Annotated in this window: 32 protein-coding genes, 1 tRNA gene and 1 pseudogene; 6 read left to right on the forward strand and 28 right to left on the reverse strand. The window is 58.6% G+C overall.

From position 1 onward, the window contains the following. Positions 1–8 precede the first annotated feature (8 nt). The 10 genes from phnE to phnG all read right to left on the reverse strand — a co-directional run bounded on the left by phnE (position 9) and on the right by phnG (position 8,511). Entirely contained in the window at positions 9–971 is a 963-nt protein-coding gene (gene phnE, locus IEI95_RS25020) for a phosphonate ABC transporter, permease protein PhnE (protein ID WP_012654711.1), read from the reverse strand. 76 nt (positions 972–1,047) lie between these two features. After that, a complete protein-coding gene (gene phnD / locus IEI95_RS25025; protein ID WP_060719324.1) occupies positions 1,048–1,956 on the reverse strand; it encodes a phosphonate ABC transporter substrate-binding protein in 909 nt (302 codons plus the stop codon). A gap of 156 nt (positions 1,957–2,112) precedes the next feature. After that, positions 2,113–2,952 carry a phosphonate ABC transporter ATP-binding protein gene (gene phnC, locus IEI95_RS25030; RefSeq protein ID WP_156532446.1) on the reverse strand — a complete coding sequence of 280 codons (840 nt, stop codon included), beginning with the start codon at positions 2,950–2,952 and terminating at the stop codon, positions 2,113–2,115. A gap of 116 nt (positions 2,953–3,068) precedes the next feature. Next, positions 3,069–3,692: a DapH/DapD/GlmU-related protein gene (locus IEI95_RS25035; protein WP_156532447.1), complete on the reverse strand. Its 624-nt coding sequence runs from the start codon at positions 3,690–3,692 to the stop codon at positions 3,069–3,071. A gap of 74 nt (positions 3,693–3,766) precedes the next feature. Then, a complete protein-coding gene (gene phnL / locus IEI95_RS25040) occupies positions 3,767–4,495 on the reverse strand; it encodes a phosphonate C-P lyase system protein PhnL (RefSeq protein ID WP_156532448.1) in 729 nt (242 codons plus the stop codon). A 12-nt stretch (positions 4,496–4,507) separates the two neighbouring features. After that, the gene (gene phnK / locus IEI95_RS25045; protein ID WP_012654706.1) at positions 4,508–5,284 is read right to left on the reverse strand and encodes a phosphonate C-P lyase system protein PhnK; all 777 of its coding nucleotides are present in this window, start codon (positions 5,282–5,284) and stop codon (positions 4,508–4,510) included. Then, positions 5,281–6,189, reverse strand: a complete 909-nt coding sequence (locus tag IEI95_RS25050; RefSeq protein WP_156532449.1) for an alpha-D-ribose 1-methylphosphonate 5-phosphate C-P-lyase PhnJ — start codon at positions 6,187–6,189, stop codon at positions 5,281–5,283. The genes phnK and IEI95_RS25050 overlap by 4 nt, the downstream gene beginning before the upstream one ends. A 142-nt stretch (positions 6,190–6,331) precedes the next feature. Continuing rightward, complete coding sequence (locus IEI95_RS25055; RefSeq protein WP_156532450.1) at positions 6,332–7,438, reverse strand: carbon-phosphorus lyase complex subunit; 1,107 nt, start codon at positions 7,436–7,438, stop codon at positions 6,332–6,334. Further along, positions 7,439–8,044, reverse strand: a complete 606-nt coding sequence (phnH, locus tag IEI95_RS25060; RefSeq protein WP_420360077.1) for a phosphonate C-P lyase system protein PhnH — start codon at positions 8,042–8,044, stop codon at positions 7,439–7,441. Beyond that, a complete protein-coding gene (phnG, locus tag IEI95_RS25065; protein WP_156532452.1) occupies positions 8,044–8,511 on the reverse strand; it encodes a phosphonate C-P lyase system protein PhnG in 468 nt (155 codons plus the stop codon). Before phnG ends, phnH begins: the two co-directional genes overlap by 1 nt. Positions 8,512–8,610: 99 nt before the next feature. On the opposite strand from phnG, the gene phnF reads away from it, so the two are divergent. After that, positions 8,611–9,348 (forward strand): phosphonate metabolism transcriptional regulator PhnF, encoded by a 738-nt coding sequence (phnF, locus tag IEI95_RS25070; protein WP_194417363.1) that lies wholly within the window; start codon positions 8,611–8,613, stop codon positions 9,346–9,348. On the opposite strand, the gene deoA is transcribed toward phnF, so the two are convergent. The 9 genes and pseudogenes from deoA to IEI95_RS25115 form a co-directional block, all read right to left on the reverse strand. Continuing rightward, positions 9,332–10,651 (reverse strand): thymidine phosphorylase, encoded by a 1,320-nt coding sequence (deoA, locus tag IEI95_RS25075; protein WP_156532454.1) that lies wholly within the window; start codon positions 10,649–10,651, stop codon positions 9,332–9,334. The genes phnF and deoA overlap by 17 nt on opposite strands. Before the next feature lies 1 nt (position 10,652). After that, positions 10,653–11,426, reverse strand: coding sequence for a deoxyribose-phosphate aldolase (deoC, locus tag IEI95_RS25080; RefSeq protein ID WP_194417146.1), 774 nt, complete (start codon positions 11,424–11,426; stop codon positions 10,653–10,655). Continuing rightward, positions 11,419–12,229, reverse strand: a pseudogene (locus tag IEI95_RS25085) (purine-nucleoside phosphorylase). Before IEI95_RS25085 ends, deoC begins: the two are co-directional and overlap by 8 nt. Then, entirely contained in the window at positions 12,226–12,618 is a 393-nt protein-coding gene (locus tag IEI95_RS25090) for a cytidine deaminase (protein ID WP_156532457.1), read from the reverse strand. The pseudogene IEI95_RS25085 and the gene IEI95_RS25090 overlap by 4 nt, the downstream one beginning before the upstream one ends. Position 12,619: 1 nt before the next feature. Continuing rightward, positions 12,620–13,591, reverse strand: a complete 972-nt coding sequence (locus tag IEI95_RS25095; protein ID WP_156532458.1) for an ABC transporter permease — start codon at positions 13,589–13,591, stop codon at positions 12,620–12,622. 12 nt (positions 13,592–13,603) lie between these two features. Further along, positions 13,604–14,734 (reverse strand): ABC transporter permease, encoded by a 1,131-nt coding sequence (locus IEI95_RS25100; RefSeq protein ID WP_156532459.1) that lies wholly within the window; start codon positions 14,732–14,734, stop codon positions 13,604–13,606. A gap of 7 nt (positions 14,735–14,741) precedes the next feature. Next, on the reverse strand, positions 14,742–16,253 hold the full coding sequence (locus tag IEI95_RS25105; RefSeq protein WP_071202409.1) for an ABC transporter ATP-binding protein: 1,512 nt from the start codon (positions 16,251–16,253) through the stop codon (positions 14,742–14,744). Between the two features lie 163 nt (positions 16,254–16,416). Continuing rightward, entirely contained in the window at positions 16,417–17,409 is a 993-nt protein-coding gene (locus IEI95_RS25110; protein WP_156532461.1) for a BMP family lipoprotein, read from the reverse strand. 575 nt (positions 17,410–17,984) lie between these two features. Then, the gene (locus tag IEI95_RS25115) at positions 17,985–18,305 is read right to left on the reverse strand and encodes a hypothetical protein (protein WP_156532462.1); all 321 of its coding nucleotides are present in this window, start codon (positions 18,303–18,305) and stop codon (positions 17,985–17,987) included. Between the two features lie 312 nt (positions 18,306–18,617). Between IEI95_RS25115 and IEI95_RS25120 the strand changes: the two genes are divergently transcribed. Then, positions 18,618–18,707, forward strand: a tRNA-Ser gene (locus IEI95_RS25120). Positions 18,708–18,740: 33 nt separating this feature from the next. Here IEI95_RS25120 and IEI95_RS25125 read toward each other — a convergent pair. The 8 genes from IEI95_RS25125 to IEI95_RS25160 form a co-directional block, all read right to left on the reverse strand. Next, a complete protein-coding gene (locus tag IEI95_RS25125; protein ID WP_194417147.1) occupies positions 18,741–19,832 on the reverse strand; it encodes a tyrosine-type recombinase/integrase in 1,092 nt (363 codons plus the stop codon). Further along, entirely contained in the window at positions 19,829–20,017 is a 189-nt protein-coding gene (locus tag IEI95_RS25130; RefSeq protein WP_156542796.1) for a hypothetical protein, read from the reverse strand. The genes IEI95_RS25125 and IEI95_RS25130 overlap by 4 nt, the downstream gene beginning before the upstream one ends. Continuing rightward, complete coding sequence (locus IEI95_RS25135) at positions 20,017–21,219, reverse strand: phage portal protein (RefSeq protein ID WP_194417148.1); 1,203 nt, start codon at positions 21,217–21,219, stop codon at positions 20,017–20,019. Before IEI95_RS25135 ends, IEI95_RS25130 begins: the two co-directional genes overlap by 1 nt. Beyond that, complete coding sequence (locus IEI95_RS25140) at positions 21,216–21,752, reverse strand: HK97 family phage prohead protease (RefSeq protein ID WP_194417149.1); 537 nt, start codon at positions 21,750–21,752, stop codon at positions 21,216–21,218. The genes IEI95_RS25135 and IEI95_RS25140 overlap by 4 nt, the downstream gene beginning before the upstream one ends. Beyond that, positions 21,749–22,024 (reverse strand): head-tail connector protein, encoded by a 276-nt coding sequence (locus tag IEI95_RS25145; protein ID WP_174109667.1) that lies wholly within the window; start codon positions 22,022–22,024, stop codon positions 21,749–21,751. The genes IEI95_RS25140 and IEI95_RS25145 overlap by 4 nt, the downstream gene beginning before the upstream one ends. Positions 22,025–22,029: 5 nt before the next feature. Continuing rightward, positions 22,030–22,389 carry a phage major capsid protein gene (locus tag IEI95_RS29670; protein WP_194417150.1) on the reverse strand — a complete coding sequence of 120 codons (360 nt, stop codon included), beginning with the start codon at positions 22,387–22,389 and terminating at the stop codon, positions 22,030–22,032. 8 nt (positions 22,390–22,397) lie between these two features. Continuing rightward, the gene (locus tag IEI95_RS25155; protein WP_194417151.1) at positions 22,398–23,270 is read right to left on the reverse strand and encodes a phage major capsid protein; all 873 of its coding nucleotides are present in this window, start codon (positions 23,268–23,270) and stop codon (positions 22,398–22,400) included. A gap of 212 nt (positions 23,271–23,482) precedes the next feature. Next, positions 23,483–24,028: a MerR family transcriptional regulator gene (locus IEI95_RS25160; protein ID WP_194417152.1), complete on the reverse strand. Its 546-nt coding sequence runs from the start codon at positions 24,026–24,028 to the stop codon at positions 23,483–23,485. A 15-nt stretch (positions 24,029–24,043) separates the two neighbouring features. Between IEI95_RS25160 and IEI95_RS25165 the strand changes: the two genes are divergently transcribed. Further along, entirely contained in the window at positions 24,044–24,199 is a 156-nt protein-coding gene (locus tag IEI95_RS25165) for a hypothetical protein (protein WP_194417153.1), read from the forward strand. Positions 24,200–24,217: 18 nt separating this feature from the next. Here the strand turns inward: IEI95_RS25165 and IEI95_RS25170 are convergent, their stop codons facing one another. Beyond that, positions 24,218–24,412 carry a hypothetical protein gene (locus tag IEI95_RS25170; protein ID WP_194417154.1) on the reverse strand — a complete coding sequence of 65 codons (195 nt, stop codon included), beginning with the start codon at positions 24,410–24,412 and terminating at the stop codon, positions 24,218–24,220. 87 nt (positions 24,413–24,499) lie between these two features. Between IEI95_RS25170 and IEI95_RS29515 the strand changes: the two genes are divergently transcribed. From IEI95_RS29515 to IEI95_RS25180, 3 genes are all read left to right on the forward strand, one after another. After that, positions 24,500–24,727, forward strand: coding sequence for a helix-turn-helix domain-containing protein (locus IEI95_RS29515; protein WP_234934265.1), 228 nt, complete (start codon positions 24,500–24,502; stop codon positions 24,725–24,727). A 1-nt stretch (position 24,728) separates the two neighbouring features. Continuing rightward, positions 24,729–25,664, forward strand: coding sequence for a DUF2971 domain-containing protein (locus IEI95_RS25175; protein ID WP_194417155.1), 936 nt, complete (start codon positions 24,729–24,731; stop codon positions 25,662–25,664). Between the two features lie 181 nt (positions 25,665–25,845). Then, positions 25,846–26,094, forward strand: a complete 249-nt coding sequence (locus IEI95_RS25180) for an amino acid transporter (RefSeq protein ID WP_194417156.1) — start codon at positions 25,846–25,848, stop codon at positions 26,092–26,094. Positions 26,095–26,240: the final 146 nt, after the last annotated feature.

Here is a 26,240-nt window from a genome sequence, read left to right on the forward strand (position 1 = left end):
GCCGGACCTCAGGAAACAGCATGGAAGGCTTGCTCACCGACCAGTTTGCGGCGCAACCAGGCCGAAAATTGATCGACGGCAATCACCGTGGTCAGCAGCAGGATGACGATGGCAACGGTTTTTGCCGCATGGCCCTGGCTGATCGACAGGCGCAAGGGTTCGCCAATGCCGCCACCGCCGACCGCGCCGATAATTGTCGACGCGCGCACATTGATTTCCATGCGCAGCAGGGCATAGCTGATGAAATTCGGCATGACCTGCGGCACCATGCCGAACCACAGCCGCTCCAGCCAATTGCCGCCAACGGCGCGCAGGCCTTCGTCCGGCTTCATATCGGCATTTTCCACCACTTCGAAAAACAGCTTGCCGAGTGCGCCGACCGTATGGACCGAAACCGCAATCATCGCCGGGATCGGGCCAATCGACAGTATGGCCAGGAAAAACCCGGCCAGCACCACTTCCGGGAACGCCCGCAGCAGCTCCATAAAACGGCGTACCGGCCAGCGGATGAACCGGTTTGGCATCATGTTGCGGGCCGCCATGAAGGAAAAACAAAAGCCCAACATGCCACCCAACAGGGTCGAGACCAGCGCGATGTTCAGCGTCTCGATCATCTTGTAGAAATATTCCGGGATATAAAGCGTCTGGGTGAGATAGTAGCGCCCTTCCGGATAATTGTATTTCAGGCTGCCATCATCATAGGGCGATGGCAGGTCAAACATCGCCCGCCAGATCTCATTGCCATCGCGTGGAATGAGCGTTTCGACGAAATCGAACAGATGCGGCAGACGGTCGAAAAACTTGCCCGAATTGGTATCATTAGCAAACCACAGCGATCCTGCCAGCGCCAGAAACAACACGGCAAGACCGGCTACCGTGTACAGGCGGCGGGTCTTGGCCAACGCATTCCAGTGGCTCTCGATCACACGCCCCTGCTCGCTCAGCAAGGACAATCTGGCGGTATGGCTCATCTGGCACTTTCCAAAATGGACAAATGGGGAAGCCGCCGGTCGTTTATCCCGGCGGCTTTGATATTTCAGGCTGCGATCAGCCGCCGATGGTTGCCTTGCGGGCGTCGATGACCGGCTTGTAGAAATCGACATTCACAGCCGCAAAGCCCTTGAAATCGCCGCCTTCGATGGCGGAGAAGCAGGCGGCGTCGGTCTTCGGCAGGTCCATCATGAAGGCCTTGACCTTGGTCTTCATGTCGTCGTTCATCGAGGAGCGGATGACGATCGGGCCGTTCGGGATCAGCGGCGACTTCCACAGTTCCACCAGGTCGTCCATGTTGAGGACGCCCTTGTCGACCATCTTGCGCAGGTTGCCTGACGTGTAGCCGTCCTTGAAATTGCCAACGCCTGAGCCGAAGGTGGTGCCGGCATCGAACGTGCCCTTCAGCACTTCGAGAACCAGGTTTTCATGGCCGCCGCCAAAACCAGTGGAACCGACATATTCCTTGACCGGCTTGCCGCCGAGCGCGTCGGGCAGGGTCACGGTCGGGATCAGGTAGCCGGATGTGCTGTCAGGATCGGCAAAACCGAGCTTCTTGCCCTTGATGTCGGTGACTTTGGTCATGCCGCTGTCCTTGCGGGCCACCATGATCGAGTAATAGCCCATCGAGCCATCGGTCTGCACCGTGGTCAGGATCGGCTCGACTGCCTTCGGGTTGGCCAGATAGGCCTTGGCATAGCCGGAAGCGCCAAGCTCGGCATAATCAAGCGTGCCACCCAGAAGACCCTGGATAACGCCGTCATAGTCCGAGGCCGGGAACAGCGAGACCTTGGTGAAGCCGAATTCCTTCTTCAGGTGATCGGACAGGCAGTTGTAATTGCGCAACCGGTCGGCTTCGTTCTCGCCGCCGAGAATGCCGATGCGGAATTCCTTCAGGTCTTCGGCAGCAGCCACGCCAGCCAGCGACAGAAGCGTCACGGAGGCAAGCAGAATTTTCTTCAACATGGTCTCTCTCCTGGTTTTCCGGTCTGGTTTTCCCGAGGGACCGGATCTGTCTCATGAACGTAAGAAAGGTGCCTTTGACGCGGGCAAGCGAAGGCGCTGCCATCGGGCTGGATGCCGCGACAGAAATGCTATTTTTTCAGGACATAAATTGCGGGCTCAACTGGCCGTGGCCGCCACCATCGGCACAGACAGGGCCAAGTCCGACTTCGGCAAACGGATCGCGGTCGATGTCATGCTCTCGTCAATGCCATTGCCATCCTGGCCAGTGCCATAGATCGCCTGCACCGCCTGCGCTGTCAGCGCATCCGGCGGCCCATCGAACACCACCTTGCCCGCCGCCATGCCGATGATCCGCTCGCAATAGGCCCGCGCCGTATCCAGCGTGTGCAGATTGGTGATCACGGTGATGCCTTCGCGCTCGTTGATGTCGCGTAGCGCATCCATGACGATCTTGGCGTTCAAAGGGTCGAGCGAGGCAATCGGCTCGTCGGCCAGGAGCATTTTCGGCGCCTGCATCAGCGCGCGGGCAATGGCAACCCGCTGCTGCTGACCACCGGACAGTGTGCCAGCCGGCTGCAGCGCCGTCTGCTCGATGCCCAGCCGCTCCAAAGCGGCAATCGCCATGATCCGCTCTTCGCGCGTAAAAATATTGAGGATGCTCAGCGCCGTGGAGCGATGATTGAGGCGTCCCAGCATGACATTGGTCAGAACATCCAGACGCGGAACCAGGTTGAATTGCTGAAAAATCATCGCGCAATCGCGCTGCCAGCTGCGCAAAGCTGATCCCTTGAGGCGCGTCACCTCCTGATCGCCGAACCGCATCGACCCGGAGGTCGGATCGGCCAAGCGGTTGATCATTCGCAGCAAAGTGGATTTTCCCGCACCGGACCGACCGATAATGCCGACCATCTGCCCATGCGGAATGGACAGGGTCACGGCTTCCACGGCAATCTTCTTGCCAAAACGCCGTGTCACCTCGGTCAGTTCGAAATCCATGCGCGTCTTCCAATATCATGTCCAAATCCAGAGCGAGCTATAGTTCAGGTCGGTGAAGCGCCCATGTCAGTTTCATGACATTTCTGTTAAAATCAGAGGGTAGCAGAGCCTATACTTCAGGCTAAGACTTCATGCCGGGCCAGAAAATCTTCGGCGGAAAGCGTGCGGAAGTCGGCAAGGGCCGCGTGAAGCCGCTCATGCTGCCAATCCCACCAGGCAAGTCTGTCCATGCGCGCGCCGATACCTGGTCCAAACCGGGGCTTGATCGGCTTGGCTGGCACCCCGCCGACAATGGTATAGGGTTCCACCGGCTTGGAAACGACCGCGCCTGCACCGACGACCGCGCCATTGCCGATGGTGACGCCGGGCAGGATGGTAGCACCATGGCCGATCCAGACATCATGACCGATCACCACTCGGTTTTCCCGCCGCCAGTCGAAGAAATCCGTCTCCAGATCCGCCCCTTCGAAATAATCGACGGCGCGGTAGGTGAAATGATGCAGCGTGGCGCGCCATGTCGGATGATTGGGGGCATTGATGCGGGCACTAGCGGCGATATTGGCAAATTTGCCGATGGTGGCGCACCAGATGGAAACATCCTGCATCACATAGGAATAGTCCCCCATCTCAACCTCATCGAGACGGCAGCGCTCGGCCACTTCGGTGTAACGCCCAAGGGTGCTGTTCGTGACGCTGGCGGTCGGGTTGATTTGGGGCTCAAGCCCAAGACGGGTGCTCATGCGGCGATGCTCCTAGAGTTTGTCAGGGAAAAGTGGGTACCGTTTTCCCGAAAAGACAAACGAAAACAAGAAAGCTAGAGGATGGCTGGTTCAATCTGAACCTGACGGCCTCTAGGTGAGAATTGCGAGACATCGAGAATGGTGTCGGCAACCGCTTCGCGCACTTCCTCGTCGTGGAAAATGCCGAGCATGGCGACGCCCTCAGCCTTTTTGCCAGCAATCAGCTCGATGACCACGGCACGATTTTGCGCGTCGAGCGAGGCTGTCGGCTCATCCAGCAGCAGAATTTTATGATCGGTGATGAAGCCGCGGGCAATGTTGACACGCTGCTGTTCGCCGCCGGAAAAGGTGGCAGGCGGCAATTGCCAGAGCGCCTTGGGCAGGTTCAGCCTGGCCAAGAGATCGCTTGCCACCGATCTTGCTTCGTCGATGGCCACACCGCGCGCCGTCAGCGGTTGGGCCACGACGTCCAGCGCCGACACTCTTGGAACCGTGCGCAGAAACTGGCTGACATAGCCCATCGTATCGCGGCGGATATCCAGCACCATGCGCGGCATGGCGGACGCCAGATCCACCACCGTATCGTGATGGCGCACCAGGATCTGGCCGCTATCGACGGCGTAATTGCCATAGAGCATTTTCAGGATCGAGCTTTTGCCAATGCCGGACGGGCCGCCCAGCACGGAGCAGGAGCCGCTTTCCACGGAAAAGCTGACATTGCGCACCACCGGCAAGATAAGCCCGTCGCGCAGGTGCATGGTGAAGCTCTTGGCGACATCGGAAACGATAAGAGGCGTGGGCATCTGATGATCCAATCACACTTGAAGAATCGAGGAGACGAGCAATTGCGTATAAGGCTCGCGCGGGTCGTCCAGTACCCGGTCGGTCAGGCCCTGCTCGATCACATGGCCGTCCTTCATCACCATCATCCGATGCGACAGCAGCCTTGCAACAGCGAGGTCATGGGTAACGACGATGACCGACAGACCAAGGTCAGCCACCAACCCACGCACCAGATCCAGCAGCCTTGCCTGCACCGAGACATCCAGCCCGCCGGTCGGCTCGTCCATGAACACCAGACGCGGATTGGTGACGAGATTGCGGGCGATCTGCAAGCGCTGACGCATGCCGCCGGAAAAAGCACGCGGCTGGTCGTCAATCCGGTCGGCGGCAATTTCCACCCTGTCCAGCCAATCGGTGGCGGTGGCGCGGATATTGCCATAATGCCGTTCGCCGACCGCCATCAGCCGCTCGCCGACATTGGCCCCGGCTGAAACGGTCATGCGCAGGCCATCGGCGGGGTTCTGGTGAACGAAGCCCCAGTCGGTGCGCATCAGAAAGCGCCGCTCGGCCTCGCTCATGTGATAAAGTTCGCGGTAAGCGCCGTCGCGCATCCGGTAATCGACACTGCCGGTGGTCGGCATCAGCCGGGTGGACAGGCAGGACAACAGCGTCGTCTTGCCGGAACCGGATTCACCGACCACAGCCAGCACTTCACCCGGCCAGAGATCGAAGGAAACATTGGCGCAGCCGATCCGCCGTCCGTAGAATTTCGACAGGTCGCGGACCTTCAAAAGCGGTTGCTGTGTCATTGGGCAGCCTCCTCCTGCTGTGTTTCGGCCAGCATCTCACCCCGATGACCTTTGGCGCGGCGATCCTCGCAATGGTCAGTGTCGGAGCAGACGAACATTCGCCCGCCCTTGTCGTCGAGGATCACTTCGTCGAGATAGACATGCTCGGCACCGCAAAGCGCGCAGGGCTTGTCGAAGCTTTGCACCGTGAAAGGATGATCCTCGAAATCCAGGCTGACGACATCGGTATAGGGCGGCACGGCATAGATCCGCTTTTCGCGGCCCGCGCCAAACAATTGCAGGGCCTCTGACCGGTGCATTTTCGGATTGTCGAATTTCGGTGTCGGAGAGGGGTCCATCACATAGCGGCCCGCCACCTTGACCGGATAGGCATAGGTGGTGGCAATCCGGCCATTGCGGGCAATGTCTTCATAAAGCTTCACATGCATCAGCCCGTATTCTTCCAACGCATGCATCTTGCGGGTCTCGGTCTCGCGCGGCTCCAGAAAGCGCAGAGGCTCCGGGATCGGCACCTGATAGACCAGCACCTGGCCCGCCCGCAGCTTTTCCTCGGGAATCCGGTGGCGGGTCTGGATGATGGTGGCCTCGCCCGTATGGGTGGTGACTGCCACATTGGCGACCTTCTGAAAGAAGGCCCGGATCGACACCGCATTGGTGGTGTCGTCAGCGCCCTGATCGATCACCTTCAGCACATCTTCCGGCCCAAGGATTGCCGCCGTCACCTGGACGCCGCCAGTGCCCCAGCCATAGGGCATTGGCATTTCACGCGACGCAAACGGCACCTGATAGCCGGGGATGGCAATGGCCTTCAGGATCGCCCGGCGGATCATCCGCTTGGTCTGCTCATCGAGATAGGCAAAATTATAAGTGGCAATTTCGTCCGCTAATGAAACTTCCGTAATCATTGTGCGTTACCCTTCCAGAAATTCGCAAACAGGGAGCAATGAGCATGGAAATCGAAATGATGTTCGCCGTCTTCGTGACCCTCATGCTGGGCGTCTCGACGCTTTGCGCCGCCTGGTATGCCGATCACGACTGATAGACTGGTCATTCCGCTGCCTCGCTCAGGTCCAGCCCTTGCTGGCGGGCCTGTTCGTGTTCGGAGCGCATACGCCGCACCAGATCGAGTTCGGCCTGGAAATCCACGTAATGCGGCAGCTTCAGATGTTCGACAAACCCTGTTGCCTGCACATTGTCACAATGGGACAAGACAAATTCCTGATCCTGAGCAGGGGCGGTAATATCCTCGCCCAGCTCTTCGGCGCGCAGTGACCGATCCACCAGCGACATGGCCATCGCCTTTCGCTCGCTCTGACCGAAGACGAGGCCATAGCCTCGCGTGAATTGCGGCGGGGCCTTTGACGAGCCCTTGAACTGGTTGACCATCTGGCATTCCGTCACTTGGATACGTCCAAGCGATACGGCAAAGCAAAGCTCCGGCACATCCAACTCTACCTCGACCTCGCCTAAGCGGATTTCGCCGGCAAAAGGATGGCTGCGGCCATAGCCGCGCTGGGTGGAATAGGCGAGGGCCAGAAGGAAGCCTTCATCGCCACGGGCCAGCGATTGCAGTCTCAGATCGCGCGCCATCGGAAATTCGATGGGCTGGCGGGTGATATCACCCGCCAGATGATCCTCCGGCATGTCGCCATCGGGTTCGATCAATCCTTCCTCACGCAGGATATCGGAGACCCGCATGGCTGGTTCGCTGGTTGGCGTTTTCTGGACCGGAGGTTCCACCTCGCCTTCTTCCAGCAGGGACGGATCGAGCAGACGGTGGGTATAATCGAACGTCGGCCCCAGCAACTGGCCGCCGGGCAGATCTTTATAGGTGGCGGAAATCCGCCGCTCGATCCGCATCGCTCCGGTATCGACCGGCTCTGACAGACCAAAGCGCGGCAGCGTGGTGCGATAGGCGCGCAGCAGGAAAATCGCCTCGATCATATCGCCCCGCGCCTGCTTGATGGCCAGCGCCGCAAGCTTGCGATCATAAAGCGAGGCCTCGGCCATGACGCGGCCAACCGCCAGCGCCAATTGCTCGACAATCTGATCGACGGTCATTGTCGGCAGGCTTCGATCACCCCGGCGACGGTCGGCCAGCAGGCTGTGGGCATTGGCAATGGCGGTCTCGCCGCCTTTTACAGCAACATACATTCACGCCTCCCCGGATAGTATCGCGCAGCTGCGCGGCAGGCAGAGAAAATCCCGACCGGCGGTGAAAATCACATCGACGCCGCGCGGAAACAGGGCATGATTGTCCTGCCAATGGCGCAGGAAACCGTCCGGCAAGCCCACCGGGGCGATCATTGTCCGGTCTTGGATGCCCGGTCCCCTCAGAGTAAGCGGTTGCCCGCCGTCAAGACTGGCGACTTCATAGACAAGTGTCACCGAGCGGTCGGGATAGTCCTGCGTGCCGGTAGAAAATTGCGCGAATGCCGCAAGTGGGCTGCCTGCTTCGAAAAACGCAAACTGCGCTTCGGCCTTGTCGGCTGTTGTCACCGCGCCGGCGTGAAAGCTTAGCCAGGCGGGCGCGGCACTTTTACCAAGCCCGCCGCTCAGCCAAATGCGGGTATCGGCATCGCACAGTGTCAGGGCGATGGCCGCCTGCGCCAGACCGAAAGGGGCGGGCGGGTGCAGCGACAGGGTGACGATCTGCCGTGTGCCGGGCCGGGCCATACCGTCCATAACGGCACGAAACACACTTTGCGCTTCAAATACCGGCTGAGCGAACCCGCCAGTCAGGCTTTCCGCTTCGAGCATCAGTCTTCTCCTCTGACCATGGTGAAGAAATCCACCTTCGTTGCCGCAACCTGTTCCGCCTTGACGCGGTCGCCGTCATTCACGCGCCGCTCCACAGCCGCCAACAACGGCTCAATCTGGGCGCGATGCGCCTCATCCTGCCAGAGCGCATCGAAAATCGCTGAGAGCCGGGCCTTTTCCTTTGACGTGCCAAGCGCCTGCGCATGCCCGACCTGGCCGGAGGCCAGCCTGCATGTCGCCCGCGTCACCGTCACTTCACCCAGATTGAAGGACGCGCCACCACCACCGATACGGCCGCGCACCATCACCAGACCAGTCTCCGGTCCGCGCAGGAAATGTGCTTCCGGCGCAAACGGCAGCGCGCTCCACAGCGCCTTTAATTCGTCCAGATGGGCCGCCGCCAAAAGGTCGACAACTCTTTTTCGATGTACATCATCTGGATTTGCACTTTTTGCTCGTGCGTCCATTGCCAAATCTCCATTTGTCTATTAATATAGACAACCATACAACTTATCTTTACAAATATTCCTCCGGGATGACAAGCGTGTGACATGACGGTGCAGAAAGTGGCGGGACAAAAAGCAATCGAAAGACAGACCGGCGTGGCGCTTTGGCGGCAGATTGCTGATCGAATCCGGGTATCGATCAGCGATGGCACCTATGACACCACTGGCATGGTGCCGCCGGAAACGATTCTGGCTGGAGAATTTGGCGTCAACAGACATACGGTGCGCAGCGCGCTGGCGGCCCTTGCCCAGGAGGGGATCGTGCGCGCCGTTCAGGGACGCGGCACGCTGATCGAGCGACGAGATCGGATCAGTTTTCCGATTTCAAAACGCACCCGTTTCACGCCCGGCATCGGCGATCAGGCCCGGGCACTGGAGGGCCTGTTGCTGGCAAGCGCCGTCGAGACCCCCAGTGCGGACCTGATGGAGAGCTTGCAATTGGAAAAGGGCGACCATGTGATCCGGCTGGAAGTGCTGCGCAAAGCGGATGGCCGGGCCGTGTCACGCTCCACCAGTTGGTTTCCCCTGCCCCGTTTCGAAGGGATCGATGTGGCCTATCGGCAGAGCGGCTCAATCACCGCCGCCTTCGCCGCTTGCGGCCTTGCCGATTATCTACGCGTGCGCACGGACATCAGCGCCGTCCATGCCGATCCTTCCGACCGGGACGAACTCGGCCTGTCACCCGGTGCCATCGTGATGATCACCAAAGCCCTGAACACCGATCTGGACGGCGTGCCGGTGCAATATGCCGTAACGCGCTTTCCCGCCGACAGGGTGCAGTTCACGATTGAGAGTTGAGCCGTTCAACCACCGCAGGTCCCGGCACCAGCGCTTCATCGCCGATGGCAAAGCTTGCCGCGATGACCTGCGCGGCACGGGTGCCGCTGGCTTCATCGGCGGCATGGACCACGGCCAGAACGTCGCCTTTGGTAACAGCGGTCCCCACCGGCAGGAAGCCGCTGAAGCCAACCGAATGGTCAATCCTGTCTGAAGCGCGGCGGCGACCTCCGCCAAGGTCGATCACCGCAAGGCCGATATCGCGGGTGGCGACCGTGGAAATGAAGCCGGATTGGGTAGCAAGAACCGGAATATCCAGCACCGCCTTGGGCAGATATTGGCCGGCCCTATCGATGAAATCCACCGGCCCGCCCAGCCCATGCACCATGCGTCCGAAAATCTCGGCAGCTCGACCGCTTTCCAGGGCGTGGCGACACCTGATGTCAGCAGCCTCCCGATCCGGCTCAACCCCGGCATTGACCAGCATCTCGGCACCGAGCGCCAATGTCACGGTCTCCAGCCGGGTTCCCGCCTTATCCCCTCTCAGGAAGGCGACCGCATTGGCTATTTCCACGGCATTGCCTGCACAATCCGCCAGAGGCTCGTTCATATCGGTCAGCAGTGCCGAGGTTCTGGTGCCCGCGCCATTGGCGACGGCCACCAGCGAGCGCGCCAGCGCCCGCGCCTCTTCGACCTGCCCCATGAAGGCGCCATTGCCGAACTTTACATCCATCACCAGGCTCTCCAGCCCGCTGGCGAGCTTCTTGGACAGAATCGAGGCCGTGATCAACGGCACGGATTCCACCGTCGCCGTCACATCGCGAACCGCGTAAAGCCGTTTGTCGGCGGGAGCGAGGTCTGCGGTCTGGCCGATGATGGCACAACCAATCTCCTCCACCAAGGCACGGAAGACCGAGGCATCGGGCGCAATATCATAGCCGGGTATCGATTCCAGCTTATCCAGCGTTCCGCCGGTATGGCCAAGTCCCCGCCCGGAAATCATCGGCACAGCCAACCCGCAGGCGGCCATCATCGGTACCAGCATCAGCGAGACATTATCGCCGACGCCGCCGGTGGAATGCTTGTCGGCCACCGGACGGCCCGCCGTCTTCCAGGACAGAACCGTGCCGCTGTCACGCATCGCCAAGGTCAGCGCCACCGTCTCGGCATCGCTCATGCCCCGCAGGAAGACCGCCATGGCAAAGGCAGCGATCTGCCCTTCCGACACCTCATCCCGGCTCAGGGCGCGGATAAAGGTCTGGAGATCGGCACTGGAAAGCGCCTCTCCGTCGCGTTTGCGGCGAATGATCTCCACAGCCAGCATATCAATAGCCGCTGGCTGGGCCTGAGGATTTTTCGCCCGACAGGATCGCCAGGATATCATTCAACAGGCCGGATGCGCCGAAGCGGAAGGTGGAGGGCATCACCCAATCCTCACCCATGATCGCGCTGGCGTGGCGGAAATACAGGCTGGCATCCTTGACTGTGGAAATGCCACCCGCCGGCTTGAAGCCGACCTTGCGGCCGCTGTCGCGGATTTCCTGGAGCATGATATCGGCTGCCTCAAGGGTGGCGTTGACCGCGACCTTACCAGTCGATGTCTTGATGAAATCGGCTCCTTCCGCAATCGCGATCTGTGAGGCACGACGGGTCAGGGCCGCGCTTTTCAACTCGCCGGTTTCCAGAATGACCTTGAGAATTACGGGCGAGGCGATCACCGCCCTGACAGCCCGAATCATCTCCATCACTGCCGTTTCATCGCCTTGCAACAAAGCATGGTAGGGGATGACCAGATCGATCTCGTCGGCACCATCGGCCAGAGCCGCTTCGGTTTCCGCGACAACCGTCGCAATATCAAGATCGCCCGAGGGGAAATTGACCACCGTTGCGATTTTCAATTGGCCGTCATGGCCAAGCAGGCCACGCGCCTGGGCGACAAAGCGCGGCCAGATGCAGATCGCCGCCGTATGACCGAATGGCGTGACGGCACGGGCGCACAGGTCATCGATTTCTTCGGGTCTGCAATCGTCTTTCAGATTGGTCAGATCCAGCACCGACAGGGCAACGGCAGCGCATTCGCGCAGTTCACGGCTATCCAAGATCTGCTCCTCCATCAACGATCATTCGCTTGAGGATGGCGACAAGCCGTCTCCCACCAATCGGAGCCATGTCCTTGGTCTCCTCGTGGCTGAGTTCGGCACCCGTCATCCCTGCCCCATAATTGGTGATAACCGACGCGGCCGCAACCTTCAGGCCAAAAAAACCGTGCCAGAATGACTTCCGGCACGGTGGACATGCCGACCGCATCGGCACCCAGCGTCCGCGCCATGCGAATTTCCGCTGGCGTCTCAAAACTTGGTCCAGAAAACCACATATAGACGCCGGATGACAGGGAAATGTCTTCAGCGTCTGCCGCCCGGCGCATGGCCTCGGCCAATTCGCCGTCATAGGCCTGGGTCATGCCGACAAACCGGCCATCCCCCGTCTCGCCGATCAGCGGATTACGGCCAGAAAAATTAATGTGGTCAATCAACTGCATGACCGAACCGGGCGGCATGTCGGCCCGCAAGGAACCGGCGGCATTGGTCAGGATCAGCGTCGTGACGCCAAGCGCTGCCAGCGTCTCGATGGGCAACCGCATGGCTGCGGCATCGCCCTCTTCGTAATAATGCACCCTGCCCGCCAGCATGATAATCGGCTGACCGGCGAAAAACCCGGCCACCAACTCCTTGGCATGGCCGGAAACCCCGCCCTGCGGAAAACCCGGTATGTCGGCAAAGGGAATGCGAACCGCATTCTCCACTTCGTCAACAAATCCGCCAAGGCCAGAACCCAGCACGATAGCAATGCGTGGCAGAAGCCCATTCAGCCTGTCGATGAGCAGATCGACCGCCGGGGTCATCCGAGTGTATCCGTCTCGAAGCTGAAGGGCAGCAATTCGTCCATGCTCATCACCTTTTGCACGCCCACGTCGTCGCAGAGATAGATTTTCGTCTCAGCCGAAGCAAATTCCCGGATTTTCTGACGGCAGCCACCGCAAGGTGGGCAAAGCGCCAGCTTTTCAGCGATGACGGCGATCTCGACGATCTTCCGTCCGCCGCCCATGATCATACAGCCGATGGCCGTCGGCTCGGCGCACCAGCCTTGAGGAAAAGACAAGTTCTCGATATTGGCACCAGCATAGATCTTGCCATCATCGGCGCGAATCGCAGCGCCAACCGGAAATTTCGAATAGGGCGCATGGGCATGGAGCATGGCATCGCGGGCCGCCTCGAACAGGTCGTGAGACATATTACCGTTCCTTCACATAGGGCACGCCGCCCGCCTTCGGACCATTGGCCGCTCCGATAAAGCCAGCCAGCAGAATACAGGTAAGAATATAGGGCAGAGCCTGGAAAATCTGTACTGGCACTTCACCAATGCCCGGCACCGCCTTGCCCTGCATGAAATTGGACATGGCATCGAGAAAGCCGAACAGCAGGCAGGCAAACATCACAGGCACCGGCTTCCATTTGGCAAAGATCAGCGCGGCAAGCGCGATATAGCCCTTGCCCGCCGACATATCGCGGATGAAGGCCGCTGATTGAGCAATAGCAAGATAGGCTCCGGCAAAACCGCAGAGAAAGCCTGCAACGATCACCGCCCGGTAGCGCAGCCAGGCCACGGAAATCCCTGCCGTATCGACCGCACCGGGATTTTCGCCCACGGCCCGCAGCCTGAGGCCAAAACGGGTGCGATACAGCACCCACCAGCTCAGCGGCACGGCCAGAAAGGCCAGATAGGTCAAGGCATTGTTGCCGGAAACCACATTGGCATAGAGAGGACCGAGAAACGGCACGTCACGCAGGGCATCAGTGCCTGGAAGCGCAATCGGCTGAAAGCGCGCATCACCCGGCAGCTGCGGGGTGCGTCCGCCCTGGCTGAACCAGGCCTGTCCCAAGACCGCCGTCAAACCGGCTGCGACGAAATTCAGCGCCACGCCGGAAATGATCTGATTGCCGCGATTGGTGATCGAGGCAAAGCCATGGATCAGCGAAAAGCCGATGGACACGGCAATGCCGCCTGCAAGCCCAGCCCAGGCCGACCCGGTGAGATAGGCAACACAGGCCGCCGCGAAAGCGCCGGCCAGCATCTTGCCTTCCAACCCGATATCGAAAACCCCGGCCCGTTCGGAAAACAGTCCGGCCAGCGCGGTGAAAATCAACGGGATCGACAGACGCACCGTGGAGCCCAGGATGCTGACGATCATATCGAAATTGTCCATATCGTCAGATCCTCACTTGTTTGATGTGGCGGGGCGGGCAGCCGGGCGGGCAATCGTCTGATAGAAACGCACCAGCGCCGGTCTAAACATAAACTCCAGCGCCCCGGCAAACAGGATCACCAGACCCTGGATGACGACGATCATGTCGCGAGTAATATTGGGCATGTCGAAGGACAGTTCCGCGCCGCCCTGGTAGAGCACGCCGAACAGGATAGCCGCGATAACGATGCCGAGCGGATGGCTACGGCCCATCAGGCTGACGGCAATGCCGACAAAGCCCGCGCCGCCGACGAATTCCACCTGGAGGCGAGCGGAAGCGCCCATCACCGTATTCAGCGACATCATACCGGCCAGGCCACCTGATATCAGCATGGTGATGATAACGATCTTCACATAGGGAATGCCCGCATAGGCGGCCGCAGACCGGCTGATGCCCAGCGTGCGCATTTCATAGCCAAGCTTGGTGCGCCAGATCAGCACCCAGACGGCGAAAGCCATGACCAGGGCGATGAGGAAGGACACATTGAAGGGTGCCGGACCGAGCTTCAGGCCAAACAGCGCCATCAACCAATCCAGCTTCGGCAATTGCCCGCCCTCCAGAAAGGTTCGGGTTTCCGGCGCCATCTTGCCCGGCACGATCAGCACATGCACCAGCAGATAGACCATCAGCGCCGCGCCGATGAAGTTGAACATGATGGTGGTGATGACGATATGGCTGCCGCGCTTTGCCTGCAACCAGGCCGGGATCAATGCCCAGGCAGCCCCAAACAGAGCCGCCCCGATCACCGCAAATGGCATGGTGACATACCAGGGACAATAATGGTCCAATGCCAAGGCCACCAGAGCCGCCCCAAGTCCGCCGACATAGGCTTGGCCTTCGGAGCCGATATTGAACAGCCCGGCATGATAGGCAACGGCAACCGACAGGCCGGTAAAGATGAAATTGGTGGCATAATAGAGCGTAAAACCAATGCCTTCACCGCGGCCCAGCGCGCCCTGGAGCATGAGGACCAGCGCGTCCCAGGGATTTTCGCCGATGATCCACACGACCAGGCCGGAAATCAAAAAAGCCAGCAGCAGGTTGATCAAAGGCAAAAGCCCGTAGGTGATCCAGTTCGGCAGCGGAATGGAAGCGGTACTCATCAAAACCTCAAGCGGCAATGCCGGCCATCATCAGGCCCAGCGTCTGTTCATCGGCATCTGCCGTCTTTTCTCCCACCACCTTGCCGGCAAACATCACCAGGATGCGGTCGGACAAGGAGCGGATTTCATCCAGTTCCACCGACACCAGCAGCAGCGCCTTGCCCTTGTCACGGGTTTCGACGATGCGCCGGTGAATGAATTCAATGGCACCGATATCGACGCCACGGGTCGGCTGGCCGATGATCAGCACGTTCGGATCGCGCTCGATCTCGCGGGCAACGACGATCTTCTGCTGATTGCCGCCGGAAAAATTGGCAGTCTTCAATCGGGGATTGGGTGGTCGGATATCATATTTGGCAATCTCGACCTCGGCAGCGGCGCGGATCGCCTTCGGATCGAGAAACATGCCTTTTCCATAGCGCTCGTCACGATGATAGCCGAGAATAGCGTTCTGGCTTTCCTCAAAGGGCAGGACGAGGCCCATATGGTGGCGATCTTCAGGGATATGGGCAAGCCCAAGATCTCTCAATCGAGCCGGATCATAACCGGTCACCAATTTGCCAGCGATGAGGATCTCGCCCGACATCGGCTTGCGAATGCCGGTGATCGCTTCCAGCAATTCGCTTTGGCCATTGCCAGCCACGCCGGCAATGCCGACAATCTCACCTTCGCGCACATCGAAGGACACATCATCGACCATGATGACGCCGCGACTATCCTTGACGGTCAGGTTGCGCACCGACAGCAGAACGTCTCGCGGCTGTGCAGGCTGCTTGTCGACCCGCAGCAGCACCCGGCGGCCAACCATCAGCTCCGCCAATTCCTCCACTGATGTCTCCGCCGTCTTGCGGGTGGCAACGATTTCGCCGCGCCGCATGACGGAAACCGTATCGGTGATCGCCATGATTTCCCGCAGTTTGTGGGTAATCAGAATAACCGTTTTGCCCTGGTCGCGCAGCACACGCAGGATCTTGAACAGATGATCGGCCTCAGCGGGCGTCAGCACCCCTGTCGGCTCGTCGAGAATGAGAATATCGGCGCCGCGATACAGCGCTTTCAGAATTTCAACCCGCTGCTGACGACCAACCGGCAATTCCTCGACCACGGCATCGGGATCGACATCCAGCCCGTAATCCGTTTCCAGCTGCTTCAGGGAGGCGCGGGCCGCTGCCGTTCCCTTGGCCAGCAAAGCGCCGCCTTCGGCACCCAGCATGACATTTTCCAGCACGGTAAAATTTTCGACCAGCATGAAATGCTGATGCACCATGCCGATGCCGCTGGAAATGGCCGCCTGGCTGTCCTTAATGACCGTGGACTGGCCACCGATTTTAATCTCGCCGCTATCTGCCTGGTAAAATCCATAGAGGATCGACATCAGCGTCGATTTCCCGGCACCGTTCTCACCGATAATGCCATGGATCGAGCCTTTGGCCACTGTCAGGTTGATATTCTTGTTGGCATGAACCGGACCGAACTTCTTGTCGATCCCGATGAGTTCAATCGCAGGGGTTTGGGCCACGTGCAAAACTCCGGATAGAGTATTTCCAGCAAAGGTGCGAAGCAGTTTTGCGTCCGGAAATGCAAAAAGAGAGAGAATTTTCGCTGTTCGGCGAAAAGCGAAAACGCTCTAACGGACATGAAAAGGGCGCGAGGCGGAATGCCGCTCGCGCCCTCGTTTCAGATCACTTCGGGCAGGAATTGTCTGCCATGTAATCATGAACCTTGACTGTGCCAGCAATGATATCGGCGCGTGCCTTTTCGACAGCCGCCTTCATTTCCGGTGTAATCAACGCCTTGTTGTTGTCGTCGAGCGCTGCCATTACGCCGTCTTCCTTGACGCCAAGCACTTCGAGGCCAGGCTTGAACTTGTCAGCCTTGGCATCGGCATAGGCGTTATAGACAGCAAGATCGACGCGCTTGACCATCGAGGTCAGCACGGAACCCGGATGCAGATGGTTCTGGTTGGAATCGACGCCGATCGACAGCTTCTTGGCATCGGCTGCCGTCTGCAATACGCCCATGCCGGATGCACCAGCCGCTGCATAGATCACGTCGGAGCCCTGGTCCATCTGGTTCTTGGTCAACTCGCCAGCGCGGACCGGATCGTTCCAGGCCGCACCTGTCGTGCCAACCATGTTCTGCAACACTTGGATCTTCGGATTGGCAGCGCGTGCGCCCTGCTCATAGCCGCATTCGAATTTGCGGATCAGCGGAATGTCCATGCCGCCGACAAAGCTGACTTTGCCGGTTTTGGAGGCCATGCCGGCCAGCAGACCAACCAGATAGGAGCCCTCTTCTTCCTTGAAGACCACCGAGCGAACATTCGGCTTCTCCACGACCGAATCGACAATCACGAATTTGGTGTCGGGAAATTCGGTCGCGACCTTTTCCATGGCCGAGGTCCAGGCGAAGGATACGGCGACAATCGGGCTGAAGCCCTTGGAGGCAAAGTTGCGGATCGCCTGCTCGCCCTGGGTATCGCTGGTCGGTTCAAAATCCCGGAACTTGATGCCGGTTTCCTTCTCGAACTTGTCCGCGCCGTTGAATGCTGCCTCGTTGAAGGATTTGTCGAACTTGCCGCCGGTGCCATAGACGAGCGCCGGCTTGATGTCGGCAGCGAGCGCCGAGGCCGACATGGCGGCCATGGCAAACAGCGTGATTAGGGATTTCTTCATTGTGCAGCCCTGATGTTGCTTGTGTTGTTCTTTATAGGCTTTCCATACACGCCGGATATTGCGACGTGACAAGACCAGCCCGCCCCCTCTTAGGTTCGGCTGGGGCGCATCCTTGCACGGCTTTCCAAAAAATTCACCAGATTTTTTTCAACTGGTAAATATTAACAGGATTGCTGTTTTTTGGAGCTGAAAGACGAAAAACAAGCCGCATCAACGGCTTGTTTGCTCTATTTTTAGCCGACAGGCGGCTCGCACCTGTATAGCATAGCCCGTTTTAACCACAGGCGTTGTTTGGCAGACAGCGCTGATGGTCGTCCTCGGCGTCATAAAACGGACCCGCCCGAAGAGTTTTTACGGCAAACGGCTCTCGGCAACCAGCATTTTACAGCTCTAAATCCACATGACGTCAGAATACACCACGGAGCGATAGGTATTACCGACGTCATAGACCGGGAGTGTGCCTTACAGCGCCGCGCGTTTTATAAAACGCACAAAGGACGCTGTAACACTTTAAATCTACTGCATAATTCCTTAAATCGATTCCGATTTAAGGAATTATGCAGTAGATGGGAATATCAGGCTGCGAACCGTCCGGCAGGCGACCGCCGTTTATAGCCGGCGATCCACAGCAAAAGAGCCATGCTGAGAAAAACCGCAAAAGCCGGTTGCTGCAATATGCCTTTATCCGCAAGCTGCAAAGCGTCGCTGCTGATGTGAGCGGTGATTGCCTGCTTGACCACGGCAAGGCTTGCCGGGCCGATATCGGCCCAAAGCGAACCGAAACCCGTCGTCACGACATCAGAGGAAGCGACGGACTCTATGGCATCGGTCGTCCCCGCTACGATGGCAAGGACCAGCATGATGAAGCTGAGAATGCGCAGTAAAAACCGGATCATCACCTTCCACTTCCCCTTCCATCTCACTCGCTCCCGCTTTTACAGGACCGCTCGTCTACTGCATAATTTTCTCCTTAAACCGGAATCGGTTTAAAGAGAAAATTATGCAACAGATTTAAACAGCGACAGCGAAGCTTTGTGCGCCATATAGGGCGCTCCGCGCTGTAAGCCCAAGGACGCAATCTGGGGCCTGACAAAAGATTTCCGAGGCTTTGTCGAAAAACTGTCAGATTTGGGTTGATCGCCGCCGAATCCTTGATATATGTCCCGCCCGAACGGTCAAGCTGCCCAGCAGCAAGCTTTTCGAAAAACGGACAGGTGGCCGAGTGGTTTAAGGCGCACGCCTGGAACGCGTGTGTGCGTGAAAGCGTACCGAGGGTTCGAATCCCTCCCTGTCCGCCATCAACTTCCACAACACGTTGATTTTCCATCTTATTAGCCTTTCGTTTGTCCAACTTTTTCGACAGGTTGGACAGAATTTGTTCGCTTTTTCTTCCCCGCGATGGCCTTGAGGCCCTTCTCTGCTAGCGCTGCTTGATTGGCGGCGGCGGTGTAGACGGAGACTTGTTTTAGGTCCGTGTGGCCGGTCACTGCCTTTATGATGTCCCCGCTCATTCCGCCTTCTGCCATGCGGCGGGCGGCGGCTTTGCGCAGGCCGTGGGCGGTGCAGTTTTCCAGGCCCGCCTCATTGCAGCGGTCGCGGAACCAGTTTCCGAAGCCGGCCGGGGTGAATGGCTTGCCGAAAGCGGTCGTGAGGAAGGTCGGTTTGTCGCGTGGCAGGTCTTGGATGGCCTCCAGCAGGGCCGGGAGCATGAACAAGTCCAGTTCGGCGTCGGTCTTCACCTGTTTGACGGCGATATAGCGGCCGTTGATCTTCTCCCAGCCCATGGCCACCACGTCGCTGCGGCGTTGGGCGGTATAGAGAAGCAGGGCCAGCGCCAGGCGGGCCTGGGAGCCTTTCGGGTGCCGGGCTTCGAAGGCCGCGATTTCGGCTTCCGTCCAGGTGTGAAAGCCCTTGGTTTTCTTCGAAAAGCCCTTGAGGGCTTGGGCCGGATTGGCGGAAATCCAGCCGATATCCAGCGCATGGCCCAGCATGATCTTGAGAAGCGACAGCAGGCGGTTTGCCGCCTGGGGCTTGTCGACCATCGAACCGATCAGCGCCTTGATGTGTTCGCGGCGCAGATCGCGGATCATCCGCTTGCCGTGAGCCTCGCGAAACCGTTCGATAATCCGGCGATAGGTCTGTTTCGTGCTGTCGCGCAGGCCGGCGAATTCCGGCGAGCGGTAATAGGAGACGGTGAGCGCGTCGAAAGAGCCGGGCTTTGTGCGGCTGATGCCGACGTTTGCGCGCCATTCCGTCACGCCGGCCAGGGCTTGCGCATAGGCGGCCTCGAATTCCGCGCCCAGCGGCGGATAGGGCAGATAGGTGTCCACGCCCTTTGCCCGAAAGCGAATGCGCCGCTTTTTATGGCGGTCGATCACCAGGGAGCAATGCGCGGGCAAACCGTTGCGGCGCTTCTTCTTCATCTCAAGACGTCATCCCATGTGTTTTTGTTGTCGGGATTGGCGGCGCTGTCCGTCAGCGATGCGCTGGCTTCAATGCGTCCATCCGGGTGAACCGTGATCCTTGCTGCGGCGAAGCCCGCCTCCAGGGCCGCCTTGAACAGGCGCTTGGCGTCCACTTGTTTGATAGCTGCGTATTTACCGGCCATTAGACCCCCTCCCCTTCCGGCTGGCGTTCGCCAAGCGTGGTCATGTTGAGCGGCGAGAGATATTCGTCGCCGCCATCGATCGATGGCAGGTTTTCCCAGCCGCGAATTTCGTTTGGAGATAGCCAGCCCCAGTTCCGGCCAATCTGATAGGCCTCGTAACGGGCCTTCATGTCGCCGCGCAGCAGGCCGGCCAGATCGTGTTCGATGAACAGGCTCTTACGGGTTTCTGTGGTCAGCAGGGCGGCATTCATAGCCTGCTCTATACGTCGGGCCATCGGTGCCAGGCAGCGCACGACAAGGGCGCGGCTTTCCTGATCGCTGTTCGAATAGGTGGCATTATCGACAATGCCGACCGACGTCGGCGGCACATTCCAGATGCGGCAAATGTCGAGATTGGCGAGCTTGCGGCTATCCAGAAACTCGGCATCCTTGGACGAGAATGAGAAGGATTTGAAATCCGTGCCGCCGTCCAGCACCAGAATGCCGGCGGTGGAGAGATCGGAATTCAGCTTGCTTTCCAGCTTGTCGAGAATGGCGTTGCGCTGGTCCTTGCCGATCACCTGCGGAAAGACCAAGGCCCCCTCTTCGCGAAAGCTCTTGCCTGCCTGCTTTGCCGCCTGTTCCTGTTGGGTCAGGGCAAGGTTGAAGGTTTCGCGGGCAATCTGGATCGGCGACAGGCCCATGACGCCACAGCGGCCAAGCCGGTAGCGAAGGTGCAGCATTTCCTCTTGCAGGTAGACGCGGGAGCCGACACGGTAGCGCAGCCGGCCGCTGTCCAGCCGCTCCACCGCCACTTGCGCAGCGTCCAGCGGATAGAGTGCAGCCACCTGTCCCCGGCCATTGTATTCGAGCCGGGCAAATGCATTGCCGGCTATCATAATCGAGGCAATCAGCGCCTCGCGGGCCTCATAGGCGGTCATGGCCGGATTGGCCATGTCGTGTAGCACGGTATAGAGCGGGTGATCGGTCGCCCGGTCGCGGCCGCCGTTGTCGCTGCGGCGGTAGAGGTTGAGCGGCATGGCGGCGAGGTTCTGGCTGACAATGGCGATGCAGGCATGAGCCACGGCGATGCCGGAGGCCCGGCCGGGATCGACATGGCCGCCGATACCGCCGCGAAACCCGAAAAACTCACCGAGATAGGGATCGTCGGTTTTGATGGCGGCGCGGGTCTCACGCCGCCGGAAGCGGTCAAACAGGCTCATTTGGAGATCTCCAGAAGGCGCAAGGCCCGCTCGGCATAAGCGCGGAACGGGCTAGAGAGGGTGAGAGAACGGGCCTGGATGACGGTCCCGTCATAGGCCGGCCAGGCCATGACCACGCTAATTTCATGAAGCTCCACGGCGCGGAGTTCGCGGCGGTCGCCGTCGCGCTGTTCGTCCAGAGCGGTAAAGCCAAAGGACATGCCGCCAAGGTCGCCGCGCTCGGCCAAGGCCAGCACGTCGCGGCCGGCCACGGTGTCCGGCAGGTCGAGATCGAAGGCCAGGCCCCGGCTGTCTTCGGAAAGCCGCAGCGAGCCGGAGCGAGTGCGACCCAGAACCCGGCTCGGATCGTGATCCACCAGCGCCAGAATATCGGCGCTGGAACGCAGCGAGCCGGAGAAAGCCCCCGGCGCGATGGTTTCAATGAAGCGCCCGCCGATATCGGCAGAGCGGCCAAAGGTGGCGGCATAGCCTTCCAGGCGGCGGCCCTTGGCGCGAAGCTCGACAGCGAGGCCGCGCCGCTCAAACGCGCTCATAGGCCCTGCTCCCGGTACGGTGCGATAAGCCGGTCCACGCCAAATTCAATGGCCTGGTTGGTGCCTGACGTGGTTGCTTCCATATGGCCGTAGAAATGGCCGATCAGCAGCATTTGCGCCTGCACGACGGCAGGCGGCAGGGGATCGGCGTCCATGTTGACGCCAATCGATTTCAGGTGATCGCCCGCCGCCGCAATGAGGCGTTCGATCACCGCGTCGTCATAGTCGGTATCAATATGCAGATTGGCTTTTGCGTCAGCGAGCGAGATCATCGGCCTCAAATCTCCGCGTAGGCGAAGGCCTTGGGATGGCGGGCGGCAATGTCCGCATCCAGGAAGGCATGGAGAAGCGCGCCGCCATTGCTGGCCACGTCGGGGTGGTAGGGGTTGATGAGAATATCCACCGCCGACCAGTAGCCGAGGTAAAGCTCGCCCCACTGGCCATAGATCAGCGCCGATTTGTCCTTGTTTGCCCCAAGCGCCGCCGTAACCTGGGTGGAGGTTTCCACCCGGCCATTGTGGAATAGCTCGGCCAGCGGCATCACATGGCCGTCGGCATCCTTCATCTTGCGCACCGCCTTCATGACGGTGGGATTGGTGAGGAAAGCCGCCGTGCCGGTCACGTCATCCAGTTCCAACTCGGCAATCAGATTGGCCGTGGTGTCGGAAACGCAGCTTCGGTGGTGACTTTGGCGACGCCTGCGGTGGCCAGCAGACCCTTGGGTTCGGCATCCGCGCCTGACCCGCTGATGGCGGCCAAGTCGAGGCCCTGCGCCAGCAGAAAGCCGAGATCGCGGCGAAGAATGTCTTCAATCGCGGCGCTGGATTGCAACATCAGGCGGCGCGACAGGCGGTATTCGCCGGTCACGGTCTTTGGTGCCATGGACACTTTGTCGAAAGCGGCGCTGGAGCGGCTGGCATTGCCATCTTCCGCCACCCAGCTTGCCGTGCCTGAGGTGGCGAGGTTCGGCAGGTCGAGAAAGCCGGTGAGGCCGCGCAGCACGGTTGCGCCCATGCTTTCCACCTTCAAGGCCGGGCGGAAACGATCCACCACAGCGGCAAGATTGGTGGCGACGGTATAGCCGCCCGCCGTTGCCGTGCCCACCGTCTGCGACCGCTGCTCGCCGCCACCCAGCAGGATTTCCGAGGGAACGGCCAAGTGAATGCCAGACGCGCCCGAGCGGCTTTCACGGCCGCGCTTCAATTCCTGATCCACTTCCGCCTCGCGGCCCGTGAGCCGGCCAGCCAAAGCGCCGTTGATGGCATTGGCCAGGGAATAGGAGCGCAATTCGCGGGAAAAGGCGCTGTCGCCGGAGACGGTTTCGGCCCGCTGTTCCTCCCGCTCGAAAGCGGCCATGCGCTCTTCGCGGGCAATTTGGCCATCGATCTCGCTCACGTCGCTTTCCAGCGCCTTGAAGCGCTGTTCTTCATTGGCCTCCAGCCTGTCCTTGGCATAGAGGGCGCGCATTTCGTTGAGCTTGGCAGCCCGCTTTTCGCGCAATTCGATCAATATTTTCACGTTTTGTTCCTTTCGGGAGTAAGAAGCCTGTCGGGAACCAAGTTCATAAGTCAGGTTAAACCGTTGGTTTGAAATGCCGTTTCGGCGGAAATGGTGCCAGCGCACAGCCCTTGTCCGGTGGTTCTTCCTGTCCCGCGCCCCGGAGGGCTGCTTGTCGATATTGGCCCGCTGGCAGGGCCTCATATGAACGGCGCGGGGAAGCTGAAAGCGTCTTACGAGGCGGGATAGGACTGCTCGTAGACCGCTTCGGGATGGTAGCCCAAAGCACCAACCACGCGGTCAAAGAGGTCATTGGTATCAAGAACGGTGAAAGCGATAGGACGGCCAAGCTCATTGCGGATGACCGCCATCACATCGGTTCCAGGCTGCCAGAATGCGATGTGATGCCTTTCGCCGCTAACGCAGAGAAGTGTGCGCCCGTAGATCGCATGGCGAGTGTCGCACGGCATGCCTGGTTCACGCTGCGGGCTACCGGGTAGAGGACCGTCGCCCGTATGCGAAAACGTGGCGGCCGCTTTGAAGGCCAAAGCGAGATCAGTGACGCCACAATCCAGCAATGCCTTTGCGACGGCAATTTCCATGACGTTGAAGTAAGAAAAGCGCCGGTGAAGGCCGGGAGAACCGCCGCCCTCAATGTCCGACTTGCCCTTATGGCCGATGATGACGCCGCGTTTCAACCAGCTTTGCAGGGTGTGGTTCGAGACGCCAGTCGCCTTGATGACCTGCCCGGTCGAAAACTTTTCGTTCCAGATATCCATGATGAGTTCCATAGGTTGGCATTTGCCCACTTATCGCATGCAGCAAGCATGTTGGCAACCGCCAACTTCAATTTTTTGGATATTCGGCGCGTCTTTTTCAGCCTGACCATTTTGCGGGCTTTCGGCGTAACGGTGGAAAATCCGGGGGTGTTTTTCTGGGAAGTGCTTTGATTGCCTGGTTTTTTGCGATCACGCCTTCCACGGGGCGGTGGCGGAAGGCGGAAAGGGCTCGCCGCTCGCGTCATCATCCGGGCGTTCGTCGCCGTCGAACTGGTCAAGCAGGGATAGGAGATAGTCAACCGTCGCCTCGATCCGGCGGCGCAAAGCGGGGGTTAGCTCGACAATGCAGACATAGCTTTCCTGTTCGCGAAAATGGGTCGCCATCGCGTTGCTCCTGATTTTTCGATGTGGTATCAACAATTATTGTTGATAGAACACGACGGCCAAGCCGTCAACAAAAAATGTTGATCCATGATTCCCGCTCAATGCCGCGCCGCTCGCGCCCTGATAAATTGGACACAGCTAAAGCTTGCAGAAGCCGCAGGCCTCGGCTTATCTACTGTTGTGGATTTCGAGAAAGAACGCCGGAAGGTTTCGCCAGAGGCCGAGAATGCAATGCAAGCGGCCCTCGAATCAGCCGGAGTAATTTTTGTGGCAGAGAATGGCCTGGGAGCGGGTGTGAGGTTGAGAAAGATCTGAGATGAATAATTCTAGCAAAACGACGGGAACAAAATCTAAGTCAACCTCTCCACGACAAAATTCCTTTTTTGACAGTTTTTCCATAGAGACAATAAGAAGGTTTTCTGTACCAACACCAGAGAAATTATACCACTATACGAGTTCAGAAGGCTTAATCAGTATTACGAAACACCATTCCCTGCGGTTCTCAGACGTACGATTTCTTAATGATGCGTCCGAATTTCAATATGGCGTCAAAATCGCAAATCATGTCCTAAATAACCAGAAAAAACCTTCTTTGAAACATAGTGATGAAGTAATTGAAAAAATTATTAATAATCTAAGAGAGGCAAGCTTCCACTTCACGCCAATAATATTCTGCATGAGTGCCACCGACAATCTCCTTAATCAGTGGAGAGACTATGGAAAAGATGTGGTCCCATATTCTATAGAGTTCCACGTGCCGGAAATTTTGAAATTAGGCGCGTATAATTTTCCTTTTTTATTATGCAACATTGAATACGATGAAGAAATACAACACAGCATGATGATGGACGTAATTGACCGCCTATCTCAAAAGGCCGTTGAGATTATTGAAAAAGACCACTTGGATGAGGCGCAGCTCGAAGAACTATATCGTGCCTACGCGGTGGAGCTCCTAATTATCGCAAGCAGACTCAAACATCCGTCATTTTCAGCGGAAAATGAATGGCGAATGATCTGCTTTAAAAAAAATATCGATGAATTAGGTGTTAAACGTGAATATCGATCTAGCGCCTTGGGCGCAATACCTTACTATACTTGGGGAAGAAAAGATAATGGGAAGTTACCAATCACGAATGTGACTATAGGACCGTCTGTTTATCCGATAATCTCAGAGATTGCATTGAAGGGTTTACTTCAAGATCATGGATACAGCCCCAACACCAAATACTCAATTATTCCGATACGTAGGTAGTGAACTTACACCGCGTCCAGAACTCAAGCCGGAAGTACCTCGGGCTAGTGACGCCACTGATCTGTAGAGCCATCGCCAAGGCCACCAGCCTGTCAATGCGGCCGGTGGCCTTGTCTTATCCAATCAGCGGCTTCCGGCCGGATCGCGGGCTGATTCTTATGTCTAATTTCGATAGGACCACATGACTGAAACCGACGCTGAAAAGCTCCGTATTACAATTCACAACGAACGGCTTAAGCTTCTGGCCACATTTTTGAACGGTATCGGTGTGGCCGTGTTTGCCGTTGGCGGCCTTGCGCCGGTGTTTTCCAGCCTCTACGGGCAGAATGGGCCGACACTGTTTCTGATGCTTGTCAGCACGATTTGTTTTTTAACCGCATGTGCATTACATTACTCGGCAAGCACGGTTCTAAAAAGGTTGAAGCCATGACCACGCTGGAAATGATTTCGCTGCTGATGATGCCAGCCGCCAGCTTGATTATCGCTGGAACGGCTCTTTACATCGTCAACCACCGTAAATCCTGATTGATCGGGACCTTTATGTCTCGACCTCCCGAAAGGGGCTTGCGGGCCTGC

This window comes from Agrobacterium vitis (assembly GCF_014926405.1).
In the GTDB taxonomy this organism is placed as follows: Bacteria; Pseudomonadota; Alphaproteobacteria; order Rhizobiales; family Rhizobiaceae; genus Allorhizobium; species Allorhizobium vitis_H.

Bases quoted from the DNA above. Each gene is read 5' to 3' on its own strand.
- phnD (WP_060719324.1), bottom strand. From the start codon at position 1,956: ATGTTGAAGAAAATTCTGCTTGCCTCCGTGACGCTTCTGTCGCTGGCT.
- IEI95_RS25125 (WP_194417147.1), bottom strand. From the start codon at position 19,832: ATGAAGAAGAAGCGCCGCAACGGTTTGCCCGCGCATTGCTCCCTGGTG.
- deoA (WP_156532454.1), bottom strand. From the start codon at position 10,651: ATGCTGGCTGTGGAGATCATTCGCCGCAAACGCGACGGAGAGGCGCTT.
- phnH (WP_420360077.1), bottom strand. From the start codon at position 8,044: ATGCTCGAAGCGGAAAGCCTGACTGGCGGGTTCGCTCAGCCGGTATTT.
- phnC (WP_156532446.1), bottom strand. From the start codon at position 2,952: ATGGATTTCGAACTGACCGAGGTGACACGGCGTTTTGGCAAGAAGATT.
- IEI95_RS25130 (WP_156542796.1), bottom strand. From the start codon at position 20,017: ATGGCCGGTAAATACGCAGCTATCAAACAAGTGGACGCCAAGCGCCTG.
- IEI95_RS25055 (WP_156532450.1), bottom strand. From the start codon at position 7,438: ATGTATGTTGCTGTAAAAGGCGGCGAGACCGCCATTGCCAATGCCCAC.
- IEI95_RS25160 (WP_194417152.1), bottom strand. From the start codon at position 24,028: ATGGATATCTGGAACGAAAAGTTTTCGACCGGGCAGGTCATCAAGGCG.
- phnE (WP_012654711.1), bottom strand. From the start codon at position 971: ATGAGCCATACCGCCAGATTGTCCTTGCTGAGCGAGCAGGGGCGTGTG.
- phnK (WP_012654706.1), bottom strand. From the start codon at position 5,284: ATGACACAGCAACCGCTTTTGAAGGTCCGCGACCTGTCGAAATTCTAC.
- phnL (WP_156532448.1), bottom strand. From the start codon at position 4,495: ATGCCCACGCCTCTTATCGTTTCCGATGTCGCCAAGAGCTTCACCATG.
- IEI95_RS25145 (WP_174109667.1), bottom strand. From the start codon at position 22,024: ATGATCTCGCTCGCTGACGCAAAAGCCAATCTGCATATTGATACCGAC.
- IEI95_RS25175 (WP_194417155.1), top strand. From the start codon at position 24,729: ATGAATAATTCTAGCAAAACGACGGGAACAAAATCTAAGTCAACCTCT.
- IEI95_RS25095 (WP_156532458.1), bottom strand. From the start codon at position 13,591: ATGGACAATTTCGATATGATCGTCAGCATCCTGGGCTCCACGGTGCGT.
- IEI95_RS25135 (WP_194417148.1), bottom strand. From the start codon at position 21,219: ATGAGCCTGTTTGACCGCTTCCGGCGGCGTGAGACCCGCGCCGCCATC.
- IEI95_RS25140 (WP_194417149.1), bottom strand. From the start codon at position 21,752: ATGAGCGCGTTTGAGCGGCGCGGCCTCGCTGTCGAGCTTCGCGCCAAG.
- phnG (WP_156532452.1), bottom strand. From the start codon at position 8,511: ATGGACGCACGAGCAAAAAGTGCAAATCCAGATGATGTACATCGAAAA.
- IEI95_RS25050 (WP_156532449.1), bottom strand. From the start codon at position 6,189: ATGATTACGGAAGTTTCATTAGCGGACGAAATTGCCACTTATAATTTT.
- IEI95_RS25115 (WP_156532462.1), bottom strand. From the start codon at position 18,305: ATGATCCGGTTTTTACTGCGCATTCTCAGCTTCATCATGCTGGTCCTT.
- IEI95_RS25180 (WP_194417156.1), top strand. From the start codon at position 25,846: ATGACTGAAACCGACGCTGAAAAGCTCCGTATTACAATTCACAACGAA.
- IEI95_RS25035 (WP_156532447.1), bottom strand. From the start codon at position 3,692: ATGAGCACCCGTCTTGGGCTTGAGCCCCAAATCAACCCGACCGCCAGC.
- IEI95_RS25100 (WP_156532459.1), bottom strand. From the start codon at position 14,734: ATGAGTACCGCTTCCATTCCGCTGCCGAACTGGATCACCTACGGGCTT.
- IEI95_RS25110 (WP_156532461.1), bottom strand. From the start codon at position 17,409: ATGAAGAAATCCCTAATCACGCTGTTTGCCATGGCCGCCATGTCGGCC.
- IEI95_RS25090 (WP_156532457.1), bottom strand. From the start codon at position 12,618: ATGTCTCACGACCTGTTCGAGGCGGCCCGCGATGCCATGCTCCATGCC.
- IEI95_RS29515 (WP_234934265.1), top strand. From the start codon at position 24,500: ATGATTCCCGCTCAATGCCGCGCCGCTCGCGCCCTGATAAATTGGACA.
- IEI95_RS25170 (WP_194417154.1), bottom strand. From the start codon at position 24,412: ATGGCGACCCATTTTCGCGAACAGGAAAGCTATGTCTGCATTGTCGAG.